At 73.1% G+C, this 17,616-nt stretch carries 18 protein-coding genes; 10 read left to right on the forward strand and 8 right to left on the reverse strand.

Going from position 1 to position 17,616, the window contains the following annotated elements:
- Positions 1-181: 181 nt before the first annotated feature.
- Positions 182-814 (reverse strand): response regulator, encoded by a 633-nt coding sequence (locus ACWC94_RS14585; protein ID WP_450796900.1) that lies wholly within the window; start codon positions 812-814, stop codon positions 182-184.
- Between the two features lie 331 nt (positions 815-1,145).
- On the opposite strand from ACWC94_RS14585, the gene ACWC94_RS14590 reads away from it, so the two are divergent.
- Positions 1,146-2,708 carry an alpha-L-arabinofuranosidase B gene (locus tag ACWC94_RS14590; protein ID WP_450796877.1) on the forward strand — a complete coding sequence of 521 codons (1,563 nt, stop codon included), beginning with the start codon at positions 1,146-1,148 and terminating at the stop codon, positions 2,706-2,708.
- Here the strand turns inward: ACWC94_RS14590 and ACWC94_RS14595 are convergent.
- A complete protein-coding gene (locus tag ACWC94_RS14595; RefSeq protein WP_450796878.1) occupies positions 2,686-3,960 on the reverse strand; it encodes a sensor histidine kinase in 1,275 nt (424 codons plus the stop codon). The two genes, ACWC94_RS14590 and ACWC94_RS14595, sit on opposite strands and share 23 nt — an antisense overlap.
- A 322-nt stretch (positions 3,961-4,282) precedes the next feature.
- Here ACWC94_RS14595 and ACWC94_RS14600 point away from each other — a divergent pair, with 322 nt between their 5' ends.
- Genes ACWC94_RS14600 through ACWC94_RS14610 form a run of 3 tightly spaced genes read left to right on the forward strand, consistent with a single transcriptional unit; the run spans position 4,283 to position 7,195 of the window.
- On the forward strand, positions 4,283-5,140 hold the full coding sequence (locus ACWC94_RS14600) for a MaoC/PaaZ C-terminal domain-containing protein (protein ID WP_450796879.1): 858 nt from the start codon (positions 4,283-4,285) through the stop codon (positions 5,138-5,140).
- Between the two features lie 25 nt (positions 5,141-5,165).
- Positions 5,166-6,242, forward strand: a complete 1,077-nt coding sequence (locus ACWC94_RS14605; RefSeq protein ID WP_450796880.1) for a Zn-dependent alcohol dehydrogenase — start codon at positions 5,166-5,168, stop codon at positions 6,240-6,242.
- An 11-nt stretch (positions 6,243-6,253) separates the two neighbouring features.
- A complete protein-coding gene (locus tag ACWC94_RS14610) occupies positions 6,254-7,195 on the forward strand; it encodes a 3-oxoacyl-ACP reductase (protein WP_450796881.1) in 942 nt (313 codons plus the stop codon).
- Between the two features lie 74 nt (positions 7,196-7,269).
- Here ACWC94_RS14610 and ACWC94_RS14615 read toward each other — a convergent pair whose 3' ends face one another.
- On the reverse strand, positions 7,270-7,428 hold the full coding sequence (locus ACWC94_RS14615; RefSeq protein WP_450796882.1) for a hypothetical protein: 159 nt from the start codon (positions 7,426-7,428) through the stop codon (positions 7,270-7,272).
- A gap of 95 nt (positions 7,429-7,523) precedes the next feature.
- Entirely contained in the window at positions 7,524-8,786 is a 1,263-nt protein-coding gene (locus ACWC94_RS14620; RefSeq protein ID WP_450796883.1) for a hypothetical protein, read from the reverse strand.
- A gap of 187 nt (positions 8,787-8,973) precedes the next feature.
- Between ACWC94_RS14620 and ACWC94_RS14625 the strand changes: the two genes are divergently transcribed.
- The 3 genes from ACWC94_RS14625 to ACWC94_RS14635 are packed head-to-tail and all read left to right on the forward strand — an operon-like array spanning position 8,974 to position 11,978.
- Positions 8,974-9,813 (forward strand): Nif3-like dinuclear metal center hexameric protein, encoded by an 840-nt coding sequence (locus ACWC94_RS14625; protein ID WP_450796884.1) that lies wholly within the window; start codon positions 8,974-8,976, stop codon positions 9,811-9,813.
- A 13-nt stretch (positions 9,814-9,826) separates the two neighbouring features.
- Positions 9,827-10,570, forward strand: a complete 744-nt coding sequence (locus tag ACWC94_RS14630) for a zinc ribbon domain-containing protein (RefSeq protein ID WP_450796901.1) — start codon at positions 9,827-9,829, stop codon at positions 10,568-10,570.
- 22 nt (positions 10,571-10,592) lie between these two features.
- Complete coding sequence (locus ACWC94_RS14635) at positions 10,593-11,978, forward strand: bifunctional RNase H/acid phosphatase (protein ID WP_450796885.1); 1,386 nt, start codon at positions 10,593-10,595, stop codon at positions 11,976-11,978.
- Here the strand turns inward: ACWC94_RS14635 and eda are convergent.
- Complete coding sequence (gene eda / locus ACWC94_RS14640; protein WP_450796886.1) at positions 11,950-12,621, reverse strand: bifunctional 4-hydroxy-2-oxoglutarate aldolase/2-dehydro-3-deoxy-phosphogluconate aldolase; 672 nt, start codon at positions 12,619-12,621, stop codon at positions 11,950-11,952. The two genes, ACWC94_RS14635 and eda, sit on opposite strands and share 29 nt — an antisense overlap.
- A 91-nt stretch (positions 12,622-12,712) precedes the next feature.
- Complete coding sequence (gene yaaA / locus ACWC94_RS14645; protein ID WP_450796902.1) at positions 12,713-13,495, reverse strand: peroxide stress protein YaaA; 783 nt, start codon at positions 13,493-13,495, stop codon at positions 12,713-12,715.
- Between the two features lie 74 nt (positions 13,496-13,569).
- Between yaaA and ACWC94_RS14650 the strand changes: the two genes are divergently transcribed.
- Positions 13,570-14,445, forward strand: coding sequence for an RNB domain-containing ribonuclease (locus tag ACWC94_RS14650; protein WP_450796887.1), 876 nt, complete (start codon positions 13,570-13,572; stop codon positions 14,443-14,445).
- On the opposite strand, the gene ACWC94_RS14655 is transcribed toward ACWC94_RS14650, so the two are convergent.
- Together ACWC94_RS14655 and ACWC94_RS14660 are read right to left on the reverse strand one after the other, a co-directional pair.
- Complete coding sequence (locus ACWC94_RS14655) at positions 14,432-15,007, reverse strand: hypothetical protein (protein WP_450796888.1); 576 nt, start codon at positions 15,005-15,007, stop codon at positions 14,432-14,434. The two genes, ACWC94_RS14650 and ACWC94_RS14655, sit on opposite strands and share 14 nt — an antisense overlap.
- Positions 15,004-15,750, reverse strand: coding sequence for a MerR family transcriptional regulator (locus tag ACWC94_RS14660; RefSeq protein ID WP_450796889.1), 747 nt, complete (start codon positions 15,748-15,750; stop codon positions 15,004-15,006). Before ACWC94_RS14660 ends, ACWC94_RS14655 begins: the two co-directional genes overlap by 4 nt.
- A gap of 180 nt (positions 15,751-15,930) precedes the next feature.
- Between ACWC94_RS14660 and ACWC94_RS14665 the strand changes: the two genes are divergently transcribed.
- Positions 15,931-16,779, forward strand: coding sequence for an AraC family transcriptional regulator (locus tag ACWC94_RS14665; RefSeq protein WP_450796890.1), 849 nt, complete (start codon positions 15,931-15,933; stop codon positions 16,777-16,779).
- A gap of 22 nt (positions 16,780-16,801) precedes the next feature.
- Positions 16,802-17,616 (forward strand): DMT family transporter (locus tag ACWC94_RS14670; RefSeq protein WP_450796891.1); only part of this gene is annotated, 815 nt, incomplete at its 3' end.

The following is a 17,616-nucleotide window of genomic DNA, read 5'->3' on the forward strand; positions in this document are numbered from 1 at the left end:
GACATCAAGGGAGGTGCCCATGGGGGACGGGAAGAACGCTCGGAACGAGGAGTTCCAGAGCTTCATGGTCGGCCGCCGGAGGTGAAGTGGTTCGTGTGCGTCGCGCCGGAGGGCACCGCGTACAAGGAGGCCGCGGTGACGCGATGACGGCCGGAGCCGGTGAGAGGACCGGGCGGCCCGGTCACAGCCACCCCTGCTGCCGGGCCTCCCGTACCGCCTCCGCCCGGTTGCGGGTGCCGGTCTTGCCGATCGCCGAGGACAGGTAGTTGCGGACGGTGGACTCGGACAGGTGCAGCGTGCCGGCGATGTCGGCGACCGTCGCCCCGTCCGCCGACGCCTTCAGCACATCGCACTCGCGGGCCGTCAGCGGACTCGGTCCGGCGCTGAGGGCGGCGGCGGCCAGCGCCGGATCGACGACGGTCTCCCCGGTGAGCACGCGACGGATCGCCGCGGCCAGTTCCTCCACCGGCCCGTCCTTGACGAGGAACCCGGCCGCCCCGGCCTCCATGGCCCGGCGCAGATAGCCGGGCCGGCCGAAGGTGGTGAGGATCAGCACCCGGCAGTCGGGTGCCTGCTTCCGCAGCTCGGCCGCCGCGTCCAGCCCGCTGATGCCCGGCAGTTCGATGTCCAGCAGGGCCACGTCCGGCCGGTGGGTGAGCACGGCGTCGACGATGCCGCCGCCCGAGCCCAGCTGGGACACCACCTCGATGTCCTCCTCCATGCCGAGCAGCAGAGCGAGCGCACCCCGCATCATGCCCTGGTCCTCGGCGAGCAGCACCCGAATGGACTTGGCGGACCGATGGCCCCGGGGCATCTCGTTCATGGCGCCAGATTACGGCGATCGAGTCGGCGTGGGACGGGCCGCCCGCCGGATCCGCCCTCGATGTCTGAAGAGGCGGGGTTCCTCCAGTCGTTGCCCAAGGCGCGGACAGCCGCCGGTGATTAAAGAATCGGCATGGTCCGGTGCAGCGGGGGTTGACGGCGTCGGACGGCACCCAAACAATCGCCCGTGCATTTCCAGAAATCCACGCTAATTCCACAGTCGGAATGGTTCGGTATTTCGGTCGAACGCTGTCCGGAATATCGAACGCCCTGTTCCGCACGGCCCCGCACCGCCCTACGACGAAACCGAGGTGCACCGACTCATGACATCCCCCCACACCGGCCCCCGGCGGCTGAGAAGCGCCGCCCTGTCCGTCCTCGCGGTCTGCGCGACCCTCGCCGCCCTGCTCCTCGGCACCGGCGCACCCCAGGCCGCCGCGGCCGGTTCACTGCCCTGTGACATCTACGCCGCCGCGGGCACCCCCTGCGTCGCCGCGCACAGCCTGGTCCGGGCGCTGTACGGGTCGTACAACGGCCCGCTCTACCAGGTGCGGCGCGCCTCGGACGGGGCCAGGACCAACATCGGGGTGCTGTCCGCCGGAGGCTACGCCGACGCCGCCGCCCAGGACTCCTTCTGCTCCGGCACGACCTGCATCGTCACCGAGATCTACGACCAGTCCGCCCGGCACAACAACCTCACCGTCGAGGGGGCGGGCGGTGCCGGCGCGGCCGATGTCGGGGCGCCCGCCGACGCGCTTCCGGTGACCGTCGGCGGCCATCAGGTCTACGGCCTGGAGATCTCCGCCGGGATGGGCTACCGGGACAACTCCACCTCGGGCGTCGCCGTGAACGGGCAGGCCGAGGGGATGTACATGGTGACGTCGGGCACCCATGTCAACAACCGCTGCTGCTTCGACTACGGCAACGCCGAGACCAACAACAAGGACACCGGCAACGGCCACATGGACGCCATCAACTTCGGCACCGAGTGCTGGTTCTCGCCCTGCTACGGACAGGGCCCCTGGGTGCAGGCCGACCTGGAGAACGGGCTGTTCCAGTCCGACGCCGGATACAGCAGGAACACCTCCGACACCGGCACCGGACCCCTGCCTTTCGTGACCGCGCTGCTCAAGAACAACGGGCAGAACCATTTCGCGCTGAAATACGGAAATGCCCAGTCCGGCGGGCTCACCACCACCTATTCCGGGGGTGAACCGACCAGGAGCGGATACTCGCCGATGCACCAGGAGGGCGCGATCGTCCTCGGCACCGGCGGCGACAACAGCAACGGCTCCATCGGCTCCTTCTTCGAGGGCGTCATGACCTCCGGCATCCCGACCGACGCCGCCGACAACGCCGTCCAGGCCGACATCGTCTCCGTCGGCTACGGCGGCGCGACCGGCGGCACCGGCACCCTGAACCCCGGCTCGGAGGTCTCCCTGCGCGCCACCACCTCCTGCTGCACCAGCGACTACGTCCGCCACCAGGACAACGCCGGTGTCCTCTCCTCGATCACGTCGAGCAGTTCCAGCCTGGACAAGAGCGACGCGACCTGGATCGTGCGCCGGGGACTCGCGAGCGGCTCCTGCGTCTCCTTCGAGTCGCGGAACTACCCCGGCGACTACCTTCGCCACTACAACTACAAGCTCTACCGGCAGCCCATGGACGGCACCGCCCAGTTCCGGGCCGACGCCACCTTCTGCCCGCAGACCGGCAAGAGCGGCACCGGCACCTCGTTCGCCTCCTACAACTACCCGACGAGATACCTGCGCCACTACGCCTACAACCTCTACATAGCGAGCAACGGCGGATCCAACGACTTCGACAGCGGCACGTCCTGGACCGACGACGTCAGCTGGGCGGTCAGCTCGCCCTGGGCGCCGTAGCCGCGGAGCCCGCGAACTCCGCCGACACGGCGGGCAGTTCGGCGGTCACCGTGAAACCGCCGCGTGGCGACGGGCCGGCCGTGAGCGAGCCGCCCGCCGCCGCGAGGCGCTCGGTCAGCCCCTTCAGCCCCGTGCCGCCGATGCCCTGCTCGAGCCGGCGCACGGGCCTGCCGCTGCCGTTGTCGGTCACGGTGAGCCGGGCCTGCTCGGTGCCGCTCTCGACGGTGATCTCACAGCGGCCCGCGTCGCTGTGCCGGACCACATTGGTGACCGCCTCGCGCACCACCCAGCTCAGCAGCGCCTCCGTCTGCGGTTCGAGTGGCTCACCGGACTGGCGCACCACCGGCTCCACGCTCGCCGCGGACAGTGCCGAACGGGCCCGGGTCAGCTCCGTGGCGAGGCTGCCCTCTCGGTAGCCGGTCACCGCCTCGCGGATCTCGGTGAGCGCCTGCCGGCCCACCGACTCGATGTCCGCGATCTGGCCCAGTGCCGCGTCCATGTCGCGCGGAGCCAGCCGCCGGGCCGCCTCCGACTTCACCACGATCACCGACAGTGTGTGCCCGAGGAGGTCGTGCAGATCCCGCGAGAAACGCAGCCGCTCCTTCTCCACCGCGCGCCGGGCCAGTTCCTCACGGGCGGCGCGCAGTTCCCGTACGGCCTCGGACAGGCCGAGGATCGCGGCGGTCACCATGCTGGAGAGGAAGGTCGCGTAGCCGATGTTCGTCGCGTCCTCCCAGCCGCCGCGGACGGCGGAGACGCAGGCCGCGTACACCGTCAGCAGCAGCCCTGTGCGGCCCAGCCACGGCCCGCGCAGGGCGGCGCCGACGGCGAGGCCGAGCAGTGGGAAGAACATCAGCCAGTTGCCGCCGTAGCCGAGGGCGAGTCCCGTGGTCACCAGGCCCATGAGGAGCACCGCCACCCTGGTGGAGGCGGCCTCCCGCTTCTCCCGGTCGAAGGAGCGGAAGGTGACGTAGATGTACAGGGAGTTGAAGGTCAGCAGGCCCAGACCGCCGATCAACGGGTTCGGGGTCCTGCCCTGGAGGAGGTTGGAGAAGGACCCCATCCCCATCAGCAGCCAGGGCAGCAGGGTGAAACCGGTGGGAGGCGGTCCCGGATGGTCGACGTCCGGCTCCCCGCCGTGCTTCCGGGCGGCCCGTTGCGCCGCCTTGAAGCGCTCGTGCGCGGCCCGCCACTGGTGCCGCTCGGCCTGCAGGGCCTGTATCCGGCACCGGACTCCCGTAACCCACGTCATCTCTGATTCCCCCGGTCAGATGGTCCCCGCCCGACGGCGGTACGACAGCACAGCGTATGAGCCGAACAGAACGAGCCAAGCCGTCAGCGCGATGATGGCACCGGCGCCTGGCACGCGGCAGATGCGCATGTACGGACTCGGGCAGTACACATGTCACCGCCGACCCGACCTGACACCCCGTCAGGAGCCTTCACAACTGAGGGCCGCTGGGCTATACAGAGGGCGCCGGACTGGAACGCGTTCTAGGTCGGCCCGTGGCGACCTCGGTGCGGCCGACGGTGCGGACGGCCGTGCCGAGGTCTTGAGACCTCCCAGGAGTCCCATGCCCATCGACCCAGCCAAAGCCCTGGCCGCCGAGCCGCGCTCCGGCCCGATCACCTGGACCACCAAGGACGTCCAGCTCTACCACCTCGGCATCGGCGCGGGCATCCCCGCCACGGACCCGGACGAACTGCGCTACACCCTGGAATCCCGGCTGCACGTCCTGCCGAGCTTCGCCACCGTCGCCGGCTCCGGCGCGCCGGGCGTGATCGGGGGGCTGTCCCTGCCCGGTGTGGAGGTCGAGCTCGCCAAGGTCCTGCACGGCGGGCAGACGCTGGAGGTCCACCGTCCCCTCCCGCCCGAGGGCACGGCGACCGCGACCCGCCGGATCGCCGCCGTCCACGACAAGGGCAAGGCCGCCATCCTCGTCCTGCGTACCGAGGTCGCCGACGACGACGGGCCGCTGTGGACCGACGACGCGCACATCTTCGTGCGGGGCGAGGGCGGCTTCGGCGGCGACCGCGGCCCGTCCGGCCGCCTCGACCCGCCCACCGGGGACCCCGACCGGACCGTCGAACGCCCCGTCCGCGAGGACCAGGCCCTGCTCTACCGTCTCTCCGGCGACTGGAACCCGCTGCACGCCGACCCCGAGTTCGCCAGGATCGCCGGGTTCGAGCGGCCCATCCTGCACGGCCTGTGCACCTACGGCATCACGCTCAAGGCGGTCGTGGACACGCTGCTGGGCGGCGAGGTCACCCGCGTCCGCGGCTACGGCACACGGTTCGCCGGGGTGATGTATCCGGGCGAGACCCTGCGCATCCGCATGTGGCGCGAGGAGGGCCGGGTGCGGGTGGCCGTGAGCGCGGTGGAGCGGGGCGACGCGCCGGTCCTCGCCGACACCGTCGTAGAGCACTCCTGAAACCCGTATCGAGGGGAGCCGCACCATGCGCGCAGCCGTACTGCACGAGATCGGCCAGGAAAAGCTGGAGGTCCTCGACGACGTCGAGGCGGTGGGCTTCGGCCCCGGCAGGGTCCGGGTCCGGGTGCGGGCCACCGGGCTGTGCCACTCGGACCTGTCCGCGATGAACGGGGTGCTGCCGCAGCCCGCGCCGTTCGTGCCGGGCCACGAGGGCGCGGGCGAGATCCTCGAAGTGGGGGAGGGGGTGCGGGGCCTGAAACCGGGCGACCGGGTCGTCCTGTGCTGGCTGCCCGCCTGCGGTGCGTGTCCGGCCTGCAGGCGCGGGCAGACCCAGCTGTGCCTGGCCGGGTTCATGAACGCGGGAACCCCGAACTTCCAGCGCTCCGGCACTGACGTCTTCGGCTTCGCCGGCACCGGCACCTTCGCCGAGGAGGTCGTGGTCGACGCCGGCTGCGCGGTGCCGATCCCCGAGGACGTGCCCTTCGACATCGCCGCGCTGATCGGCTGCGGCGTGACCACCGGACTCGGCGCCGCCCTCAACACCGCCGATGTGGAGGCCGGTTCGTCGGTCGCCGTCATCGGGTGCGGGGGCGTCGGCATCTCCGCCGTACAGGGGGCCCGGCTGAAGGGCGCCGCCGAGATCGTCGCCGTCGACCCGGTGGCCTCCCGGCGTGAGTCCGCTCGCAGGTTCGGCGCGACGAAGGCGGTTTCGCCCGACGGGCTGGCCGACGCCAGGCAGCAGGTCACCGGCGGCGAGGGCTTCGACTACGTCTTCGAGGTCGTCGGCAGGTCCGCCACCGCGCGGACGGCGTACGAGAACACCCGGCGCGGCGGCACCCTGGTCGTGGTCGGCGCCGGCGCCCTGGACGACTTCCTGCAGCTCAACATGTTCGAGCTGTTCTTCGACGAGAAGCGGATCCTGCCGTCCATGTACGGCGGCGGGGACGTACTGCGCTCCTACGAGCGCACGATCGCCCTGTGGCGGGCGGGACGCGTCGACCTCGCCGGCCTGATCACCCACCGCGTGCCGCTGGCCGGGATCAACGAGGCACTGGACCAGATGCGTACCGGGACGGCCCTGCGTACGTGCATCGAGATCTGAGGACGCCGCGCATGTCACTGCCACTCGAAGGACGGTCCGCGATCGTCACCGGCGCCGGACGTGGCCTCGGCCGGGCCGAGGCCCTGGAACTCGCCCGGCTCGGCGCGGCCGTCGTCGTCAACGACTACGGGCGGCCCGGGCGCGACGGTTCGGGCGCGGCCTCGGCGGGTCCGGCCGAAGAGGTCGCCGCCGAGATCCGCGACCGGGGCGGCCGGGCCGTCGCGCACACCGGGGACGTCGCCGACTTCGCACAGGCACGGGAGCTCGTGCGGTCGGCGATCGAGGAGTTCGGCAAGCTGGACATCCTCGTCAACAACGCGGGCATCCTGCGCGACCGCATGGTCTTCTCCATGAGCGAGGACGAGTGGGACACGGTGATCCGCGTCCACCTCAAGGGCCACTTCAACACCACCCGCTTCGCCGCCGCGCACTGGCGGGAGCGGTCCAAGGCGGCCGGGGGAGCGAAGATCTACGGGCGGATCGTGAACACCTCCTCGGAGGCGTTCCTCGCCGGCTCCGCGGGACAGCCCAACTACGCGGCCGCGAAGGGCGGCATCGTCGGGCTCACCACCTCCACGGCCCTCGCCCTCGCCAAGTACGGCGTGACCGCCAACGTCATCTGCCCCCGTGCCCGTACCCGGATGACCGAGGACGTCTTCGCCGGCTTCCAGCGGCCGGAGCAGGGCCTGGACCCGCTGGCCCCCGAACATGTCGCCCCGCTCGTCGGCTACCTGGCCGCACCGGCCGCCGCCCGCGTCAACGGCCAGCTGCTCGTCGTCCACGGCGGCATGGTCGCGATCGTCGAACGGCCCCGGGTGCAGGCCACGTTCGACAGCAAGCAGGAGACGTTCACGTACGACGAGCTCGACGCGCTGCTCACCCCGCACTACGCGGACCGGCCCGAGGGGGAGACCTTCGCGGCGGCGGAGGTGCTCGGGCTCAAGCGGGGCTGAGGCCGCGGAGAGCGGGGCTGAGAACGCGAAGAGGGGGTGCCCGTCGGGGCACCCCCTCTTCCTTCCTGCAACCGTCAGGCAGCCGCCTCGGCGGTCTCCCCGGCCGGCCTCCGGTGCCGGCCGTGCGGAGCCGTCTCGCTCTCCTGGGCCGCGACCGGGCCCCGGTGCCTGCCGTGGCCGGCAGCCTCCTGGGAGTCGGCGGACAGCTGCTCCGTCGTGCTGGTGTCGCTCATCGGACGTATTCACCCCGTCATATGATCTTTCGTACAGCCGGGCGAGTGTAACCAACACACCACCGGCCGAATCCAGGCGCACACGCCAACCGCCACTACTTCGTTACAAGTCGTCCCAGGGGCGCCTGCTGCAACGGCACCGGACGCGCCGGCACCGGCTGCGGAGCCTGGAGCCGCGCAGGCTCCGGAGGGTCCGGTTCGGTCGCCGGCCGCGACACCTCGGGTGCCTCGGCCGCCGTGCCGTCCCGGACCGGACCCTCCGGGCCCGCGCCCCCCGACCCCCCGGTTCCCCCCGAAGGCCCGGCGATGCCGCTCCCCGCGGCGGCCGTGCCTCCCGTCTCCCCCCTGGGTGCCGTCAGTTCCGCCACGCCGCACGGAGTCTCCCGCGTGGCGTACGGCAGCCGCAGCACCCCGTCCCGTGTCCACAGCCCGGCCCCGGCCAGCCAGCCCTCGGGCGCGGGGAGATGGCTCACCTGCCGTCCCGCCGGCCGCCAGGTGCTCACCCAGCTGCCGACCGGTCCGTCCACGCGCAGCGCCACCGCGCAGTTCTCCGGCATCAGCACCTGTCCGGGCTGGATCGCGAACGGCGTCACCACGCAGTCCGGCATGCGCAGGCTCTCCGGGAAGCGGACCGGCAGCATGCTGCCGAGCACCCCCCAGCCCAATCGTTCCTCCCCCGGAGAGGGGGCGTCGGAGGAGATGAGCAGCAGCCCGCTGTCGGGGTCGGCGAGCAGCAGCCGGTCGTGGCTGGCGGCGGCGATCTGCAGCAGCGGCGACACCTCGGCGCGCTCCAGGTCCACCACGACCGTCTTGACGGGCCCGCCCAGCTCCCGGTCCAGCGCCAGCATCCGCCCGGCGCGGTCCAGCCAGACCCCGCCCGAGCAGCGCCCCGGCACCTCGGCGAGCCGCTCGGGCCCGAAGGGGCCGCCCGCCACCAGCCACACCACGCTGGAGCGCGGGCCGACGGCGAGGGCGTACGCCCGCACACCCCCCGGTGCCGGCGGCAGCAGCGTGAGCCGGGTGCCGGGTTCGGGGCACTCCACCGCGCCCAGCGGCAGCTCACCGGTGCCGGGGCCGGCCGGGTACAGCAGCGAGAAGGCGTGCCGGTGCTCGACCAGCCGGTGGATCAGCACCCGGCCGTCGGACAGGGGCTGCACCTCGGTGCCGGGCTCCTCCGGCTGGTTGCCGGGCAACGGCACCGCGTACGGCTCCGGGCCGTCCAGCGTCCAGCGCTCCGGGAACCACGACTCGCCCTCGCGCGCGAGCCGCGCCGCGTACGCGCCGTCCGCCGTGATGGCGCACCCCGCCCCACCGCCCTCCGCACCGGTCGACGGGGGTTCGATCGCACAGGCCGTCATCGTCGGTCACCTCCGGCGAACGAAGCTAGTTTTCGCACGCACAGGCGGGGGACCGGCCGACAGTCACTTCACACATAAGGGTGGCGCAGAAGCGATTCACCTGAGGAAACCGGTGCTTATGTGCTGAGCGGGGTCAGACCCGGCGCATGCGGTACGGTCCGCGGACCAGCCAGGTAGCCTTTCCCTCGTGCCCCGTCTGTCTGAAGTCATCGCCGCGCTGGAGAACCTGTGGCCCGCCGAGCGGGCCGAGTCCTGGGACGCGGTCGGCACGGTCGTGGGCGACCCCGACCAGGAGGTCACCCGGGTCCTGTTCGCCGTCGACCCCGTGCAGGGGATCGTCGACGAGGCGGTGAGGCTCGGCGCCGGCCTGCTGGTCACCCACCACCCGCTGTACCTGCGCGGCACGACCACGGTCGCCGCGACCCACTTCAAGGGCCGGGTCGTGCACACCCTCATCAAGAACGACATCGCCCTGCACGTCGCCCACACCAACGCCGACACCGCCGACCCGGGTGTCTCGGACGCCCTCGCCGGCGCGCTCGACCTGAGGGTCGTACGCCCCCTCGTGCCGGACCCCACCGACCCGCAGGGCTGCCGGGGCCTGGGCCGCGTCTGCGAACTCGACCACCCGCTGACCGTCCGTGAGCTGGCCGCGCGCGCCGCCGAACGGCTGCCCGCCACCGCGCAGGGCATCCGGGTGGCCGGCGACCCCGACGCCGTCGTCCGCACGGTCGCCGTCAGCGGCGGCTCCGGCGACAGCCTCTTCGACCAGGTCCGCGCGGCCGGCGTCGACGCCTTCCTCACCGCCGACCTGCGCCACCACCCCGCCTCCGAGGCGGTGGCCCGAAGCCCCCTCGCGCTGCTCGACGCGGCGCACTGGGCCACCGAGTGGCCCTGGTGCGAGCTGGCCGCGAGCCAGCTCGACGAGATCTCCGACCGTCACGGCTGGGACCTCCGGGTCCATGTCTCCAAGACGGTCACCGACCCCTGGACCGCCCACGCGGCGTCCACCGTCACCACTAGCTAATGGGAGCCCCCAACTGAACGCCGCGCCCGCCGACCAGATCCGACTCCTCGACGTCCAGGCCCTCGACGTCCGCCTGCAGCAGCTGGCTCACAAGCGGAAGTCGCTGCCCGAGCACGCCGAGATCGACTCGCTGAACAAGGACCTCACGCAGCTGCGGGACCTGCTCGTCGCCGCGCAGACCGAGGAGAGCGACACCGCCCGCGAGCAGACCAAGGCCGAGCAGGACGTGGACCAGGTGCGCCAGCGCGCCGCCCGCGACCAGCAGCGCCTGGACTCCGGCGCGGTCACCTCGCCGAAGGACCTGTCCAACCTCCAGCACGAGATCGCCTCCCTCGCCAAGCGGCAGGGCGACCTGGAGGACGTGGTCCTGGAGGTCATGGAGCGCCGCGAGGCCGCGCAGGAGCGGGTGAACGAGCTGACCGAACGGGTGGCCTCCGTCCAGTCGAAGATCGACGACGCGACCGCGCGCCGGGACGCGGCCTTCGAGGGGATCGACGGCGAGGCCGCCTCGGTGACCAAGGAGCGCGAGGTCGTGGCGGCCGCCGTCCCCGCCGACCTCCTCAAGCTCTACGACAAGCTGCGTGAGCAGCAGGGCGGCATCGGCGCGGCCAAGCTGTACGCCCGCACCTGCCAGGGCTGCCGCCAGGAGCTGGCGATCACCGAGCTGAACGACATCCGCGCGGCGGCGCCGGACACGGTGGTGCGGTGCGAGAACTGCCGCCGCATCCTGGTGCGCACGGCCGAGTCGGGTCTGTAAGAGTCGGTAAGGGGCTTTCGGGGTGCGGGAGTTCATCGTCGAGGCGGACGGCGGGTCGCGGGGCAATCCGGGGCCCGCGGGCTACGGGGCGGTCGTGCGGGACGCGGCGACGGGAGAGGTCCTGGCGGAGGCGGCGCAGTACATCGGCGTCGCCACGAACAACGTGGCCGAGTACCGGGGCCTGGTGGCCGGCCTGCGCGCCGCCCACGCCCTCGACCCGTCGGCCCGGGTCCACGTCCGTATGGACTCCAAGCTGGTCGTCGAGCAGATGTCGGGCCGCTGGAAGATCAAGCACCCCGACATGAAGCCCCTGGCGACCGAGGCACGGTCGGTCCTCTCCCCGGACCAGGTCACCTACGAGTGGATCCCCCGCGCCCAGAACTCACACGCCGACCGCCTGGCCAACGAGGCGATGGACGCAGGGGCCAAGGGCAGGCAGTGGTCGCCGTCAGAGTCGCGGGCGGCTCTGGACACGGCGTCCACGGTTCCGGAGCCGTCGGGCCCGCCGGGCGACGCGGCGGCGGGCGCGGCGAGGGCCCGGGCGGCGCTGGCGAAGGGGCGTGCGGCTGACGCAGCCGCCGCAGCCGCGGGCGGCGACGCCGCCGTAGCCGCGGGCGGTCGTGCCGCTGGGGCGGCGCCCGTCCCGCCGGAAGCGGCACCGCTCGGCGAGGAGCGCCTGTCCACCCCCGGCGAGCAGCGCCTGTCCGGCGCCGGAGGGGAAACCTCCGCCCCCACCGAGCCGCACACCTCGACGCCGGGCTGGAGCAGCGCCCCCGACCTCGGCGCCCCCGCCACCTTCGTGCTCCTGCGCCACGGCGAAACCCCCCTCACCCCACAGAAACGCTTCTCCGGCAGCGGCGGCACCGACCCCTCCCTCTCCGCCGCCGGCCGCGAACAGGCCCACCGGGCCGCGGAGGCACTCGCCAGGCGCGGCACCGTCCAGGCCGTCCTCGCCTCCCCCCTCACCCGCACCCGCGAGACCGCCGCCGTCGTCGCCGCCCGACTCGGCCTCGAGGTGACGATCGAAGACGGCCTGCGCGAGACGGACTTCGGCGCCTGGGAGGGGCTCACCTTCGGCGAGGTCCGCGAGCGCTACCCGGACGACCTGAACGCCTGGCTCGCCGACCCGGAGGCCCACCCCACCGGCGGCGGCGAGAGCTTCGCCGAGACGGCCACCCGGATCGCCGCGACCCGCGACAAGCTGGTGGCGGCCTACGCGGGCTGCACCGTCCTGCTGGTCAGCCACGTCACCCCGATCAAGACCCTCGTCCGCCTCGCCCTCGGCGCCCCGCCCGAGTCGCTGTTCCGCATGGAACTGTCCGCCGCCTCACTGTCGGCGGTGGCGTACTACGCGGACGGCAACGCGAGCGTACGGCTGTTCAACGACACGTCCCACCTGCGCCCCTGAGCCCGGCGAGCTGTGCCGCGCCGCGCGCCAGCTCCTCGACCCGGGCCCAGTCCCCGGCGGCCACCGCGTCCGCCGGGGCCATCCAACTGCCGCCCACGCAGCCGACGTTGGGCAGCGACAGATACTCCGGCGCGGTCGCCGGACCGATCCCGCCCGTCGGACAGAAGCGGGCCTGCGGCAGCGGGCCGGCCAGGGACTTCAGATAGGCCGTGCCGCCCGCGGCCTGCGCCGGGAAGAACTTCATCTCCCGCACCCCGCGCTCCAGCAGCGCCACCACCTCCGAGGTGGTCGAGACGCCGGGCAGGAACGGGACCCCGGACGCCCGCATCGCCGTCAGCAGCGCGTCCGTCCACCCGGGGCTGACCAGGAACCGTGCCCCGGCCGCCACGCACCCGGTCACCTGCTCCGGGGTGATCACCGTCCCCGCTCCCACGACCGCCTCGGGCACCGCACCGGTGATCGCGCGGATCGCCTCCAGCGCCGCCGGGGTCCTGAGCGTCACCTCGATCGCGGGCAGCCCGCCCGCCACCAGCGCCCGCGCCAGCGGTACGGCGTCGGAGGCGTCGGAGAGGACCACCACGGGCACGACGGGCGCGAGATCCAGTACGGAGGCGGCCGAAGAGGAGGGCGGCGGTGAGGTCATGCCCTCATCGTGCCCAGCGGATGCAGCATGCGCAAAGGGCGTTGCGTATAATGCAACGCCCGCCAGGGCTGAGCCCCCTCGGGTGCTTCCCTCAGTGGATCTCCTCCACCAGCACGTCCAGCGACCACGGCTTCCCGGCCTTCCCCGGCGCCGCCGCCTCCACCTCGTACCCGAGCTCCCGCAGCACCTCGACCAGCTCGGCGGGGTCCTTCGGCGCGGCACCGGCCGTCAGCAGGCTCCGCACCATCCGGCCCTTGGTCGCCTTGTTGAAGTGGCTGACCACCTTCCGGGTCGGCGCGTGCAGCACCCGCACGGTCGCCGTCCGTCCCGCGACCTCGCCCTTCGGCTTCCAGGCCGTCGCGTAGGCCGAGGAGCGCAGGTCCAGCACCAGCCCGTCCCCGGCCGCCGCCGGCAGCACCTCGGCCATCGGCGTCCGCCAGTGCCCGGCCAGCGCGCCGAGCCCCGGCAGCTTCACGCCCATCGCACAGCGGTAGGAGGGGATGCGGTCCGTGACCCGCACCGCGCCCCACAGCCCGGAGAACACCAGCAGGGAGTCCGCCGCGCGCCGCCGGGCCGCCCCGCCCAGCGTGGCCAGGCCGAGGGCGTCGTACAGCACCCCGGTGTAGATCTCCCCGGCGGGCCGGGCGCCGGCCGTGCGCAGCCCGGCGTTCTTCGCGACCTCGCCGCGCAGCCCCTCGCTCAGCCCGAGCACCCCGCGCGCCTTCTCCTCGTCACCGGAGCACAGCTCGACCAGCTCGCCGAGCACGGCTTCCCGTGCGGCGGTCAGCCCCGGCAGCGACAGCGACCGAAGCTCCAGCGGGGCACCCTCACCCGCGTTCGCCTTGCCTTCCGAGGGCGGCAGCAGGACCAGCAACACGTACTCCTCACGTAGACCTCCGCGACAGCGTACGGCGTGCTCCCGACCCGGCCCCGACCTGCGCTCGCTGTATGCCCCGCCGCAAGATCCGCGTGACCGGCGCCCCCGAGGCCCCCTTGCGGGCCGCCCTCGCCGCACTGCGCGGCGGACTCGGCCTCCCGCGGGACTTCCCGCCGCAGGTTCGGGCCGAGGCCGAGCGCGCGGCGAAGTCGCCCGTCCTGCCGTCGTACGACGCCACCGACATCCCCTTCTTCACCCTCGACCCTCCCGCCTCGACCGACCTCGACCAGGCCATCCACCTGTCCCGGCAGGGCACCGGCTACCGGGTCCGGTACGCCATCGCGGACGTCGCCGCCTTCGTCGTACCCGGCGGGGCGCTGGACGCGGAGGCGCACCGGCGGGTGAACACCCTGTACTTCCCGGACGATCTGGTCCCCCTGCACCCCGCCGTGCTCAGTGAGGACGCGGCCTGCCTGCTGCCGGACCGGGTCCGCCCCGCCGTCCTGTGGACGATCGACCTGGACGCGGAGGGCCGGACCGTCGCCGTCGACGTGCGCCGCGCCCTGGTGCGCAGCCGGGCCGACCGGTACGCCTCGGAGATCTGCCTCGCCGCTGTCGCCGGCCAGGCCCCGCCCGACTGGGTGCTCGCCGCCCTCGACGCGCTGCCCCGGCGGATGGCCGACGGTTCGCGCATCGCCGCCACGGTGGAGCGGGCGTGCGTGGACGTCGTGGAGGCGGCCCTGCTCGAGGACCGGGTCGGGGACGTCTTCGACGGGTGCGTGGTGGACGTCGACGAGCACCGGCCGGGCGTGGGGACCGTGCGGGTGGACTCGCCCGCGGTCGTCGGCCGGATCGAGGGCGACCGCCTCCCGCTCGGCGAGCGCCTGCGGGTACGGCTCGGCCGGGCCGATCCCGGGACGGCGGAAATCCTGTTCAGGCCCGTGTGAGCGCCCGGACGAGGGTGCCGGGGTCGTCGGCGTGCAGGCGCACCGTGTTCACCTGCCGGGGGCGGCCGAGGAGCGACCGGTGGGTGACCGGCTCCGCCAGCTCCAGCCGCACCGACGTCTGGGAACCGATCGCGAGGTCCAGCACGCCGTTCGCCGGCCGGTGCGTCATCCGCGTCTCGCGGTGCACGGCCGTGATCGCGCCCAGCGGAATCCGCAGGTCCACATGGACCCCGTACCGCACCCGCAGCGCCTCCCCGGTCAGCACGTGCGGGCGGACCACACAGGCCGCGTGCAGGCCGACGACGAACAGCACGGTGTAGACGTCCAGGACGAGCAGGACGTCGTGCGCGGTGGGCATGTCGCGCAGCATCGCGGACACGCCGATCGTCTCGACCACGCACACGAAGGCCAGCCCCCACATCGTGGCGCCCTGCCCGCGCATGTACCCGAAACCCCGCCCGCCGGCGGTCCCGTCAGTGCGCCGGGCCAGCCACAGCGCCAGGCTGGTCCAGAGCCGCATCTCGTGCCCCGCGAGCCGTCCCAGTGTCTCCAGCACCCTCATCTCCCCTCCTGCGCAAGGATGGTGAGCGCACGGCGGATCACCTCGGCCTGGGCGGGCGCGACGTCGGCGTACAGGGCGCGCAGGACGGCGTGGCCGGAGTCGACCGGACCGGCCGGCAGCAGTCCCGGGGGGATGCAGCCGGCCAGGGTCCGCGCGGCCTCCGCCACCCGCGGGTCGTCCGGTTCCGCGTCCGCGAGCACGTCGAGCAGCGCGTACACCGCGCGGGTCCGCGCCAGGGCCTCCGGGTCGTCCAGGACGCCGTGCAGCGCGCACAGCAGCCGCTCCCGCTCCTCGGGCCCCGCCCCGGTGTCGATCACGGCGAGAATCTCGCGGTCCTTGGCGGCCGTGGGGGAGCCGTCACCGGCCAACGAGCCGAACAGCTCGGCGAGCCGCGGCGAGACGGGCCCCTCGGCGCCCAACTCCCCACCGTCCAGCAACGCCCGCAGTCGCTGCCGGCGTTCCCGGATCTCCGCCTCCTGCCGGGCCAGGTCCCCGTCCAGTTCGGTGAGCACCTCGACCAGGTCCTTCCCGGCGTCGTCGGCGAGGACGTCCCGCACCTCGGCGAGGCCCAGACCCAGCTCGGTCAGCCTCCGGATCCGGGCGAGGACGACCGCGTGCCGCAGAGCGTAGTGACGGTAGCCGTTGGACCTGCGCTCGGGTTCGGGCAGCAGGCCCAGGTGGTGGTAGTGCCGCACGGTGCGCGTCGTGACGCCGACGGCGGCGGCGAGTTCTCCGATCCGCATGGGACCAGTACAGACGTTGACGTCGCGGCAGGGTCAAGCGGTGACCTGGGGCAGGCCGGGCCAGTGTCTGTCCCCGACCGCATCGAAGCGCTCACCGGCCGACGCCGGTCCCGGCGCGGCATGGAAACGGGGCCCGAAGGCGTTGCACCCATGAGCGCAGCACAGGCAAGGGGGTGCCCGATGACGGAACAGGCGCTGTGGACCAGGGCGCGACTGGGCCGGCTCGGTCCGCCGCTCGACCTGCTGACGGCGAACTTCCGCCGGCACACCTACGCCCCGCACGCCCACGAGGAGTACACGATCGGCGTCTGCGTCGGCGGCTGCGAGGTGATCGACTACCGGGGCGGCCACATCCGCACCGGACCGGGCACCATCGTCGTCCTCGACCCCGGCGAGATGCACACCGGCGGCCCCGCCAACGCCACCGACGGCTACGCCTACCGCGCCCTGTACGCCGAGCCGGCGCTGCTGACCGACGGCATCCTCGGCGGCCTGCCGTACTTCCGCGAACCGCTCCTCGACGACCCCGAGCTCGCCGCCGCGCTCCGCCGCGCCCACACCGAACTCAGCTCCTGCCCCGACCCCCTGGAGGCCGAGTCCGTCCTGCCCTGGCTGCTGACCGCGCTGGCCCGCCGCCACTCCACGGCCAGACCGGGACGCGACCTGGTCCCCGGCGCGCGCACGATAGCCCTGACGGTCCGCGACCGCCTGGCCGACGAACTCACCGCACCCCCGCCGCTGTCCTGTCTCGCCGCCGACCTGGGCCTGTCCCGCTACCAGCTGCTGCGGGCCTTCCGTACGACGATGGGCGTACCCCCGTACGCCTGGCTCGCTCAGTACCGGGTGAGCAGGGCGCGGGGCCTGCTGGAGGCCGGTCTGCGCCCGGCGGAGGTGGCGGGCCTCGTGGGCTTCGCCGACCAGGCGCACCTGACCCGCTGGTTCCGCCGGGTGCTCGGGGTGACGCCGGCGGCGTACCGCACCAGCGTCACCTCGGCCGCACATCGCAACAGCGTTCAAGACACCCCGTGAGGACACGGCCGAAACTCGTCGCATGACTGCACGTGGCTGGTTCCTGTTCTCCCTCATGGGAGTGATCTGGGGCGTCCCCTATCTGATGATCAAGGTGGCGGTGGACGAGGTGTCCCCGCCGGTGGTCGTGTTCACCCGCTGTGCGCTCGGCGCGCTCCTGCTGCTGCCCTTCGCCCTGCGCCAGGGCGGCCTGCCCGGGACCGTACGCACCCACTGGCGGCCCCTGCTGGCCTTCGCGTGTCTGGAGATCATTGTCCCCTGGTTCACGCTCACCGACGCCGAACGGCACCTGTCCAGTTCGACGGCCGGTCTGCTGATCGCGGGCGTACCGATCGTGGGCGTGGTCGCCGCCCGCCTGCTCGGTGACACCGAACACCTCGGAGCCCGCCGCCTCACCGGCCTCGCCCTGGGCCTGGGCGGCGTGGCGGTCCTGACCCTTCCCCACCTGACCGGCGGCGACGGCCGCTCCCTGGCCGAGGTGCTGCTGACGGTCCTGGGCTACGCCACCGCCCCGCTGATAGCCGCGCGCCGGCTGAAGGAGGTCCCGTCCCTGCACCTGACGGCGGCCTGTCTGACCCTGGCGGCCGTGGTCTACGCCCCGGTGGCCTGCGCGGCGCGGCCGTCGTCCGTCCCCTCCTCCACCGCCTTGGCGGCCCTGGCCGGCCTGGGCGTGCTCTGCACGGCGGTGGCGTTCGTGGCGTTCCTGGAGCTCTTCAAGGAGGCGGGTCCCACCCGTGCCACGGTGATCACGTACGTCAACCCGGCGGTCGCGGTGGCGGCGGGCGCGATCTTCCTGAGCGAGCCGCTGACTCCCACGGTCCTGGTGGCCTTCGCCCT

The sequence above is a fragment of the Streptomyces sp. NPDC001135 genome, from assembly GCF_053598395.1.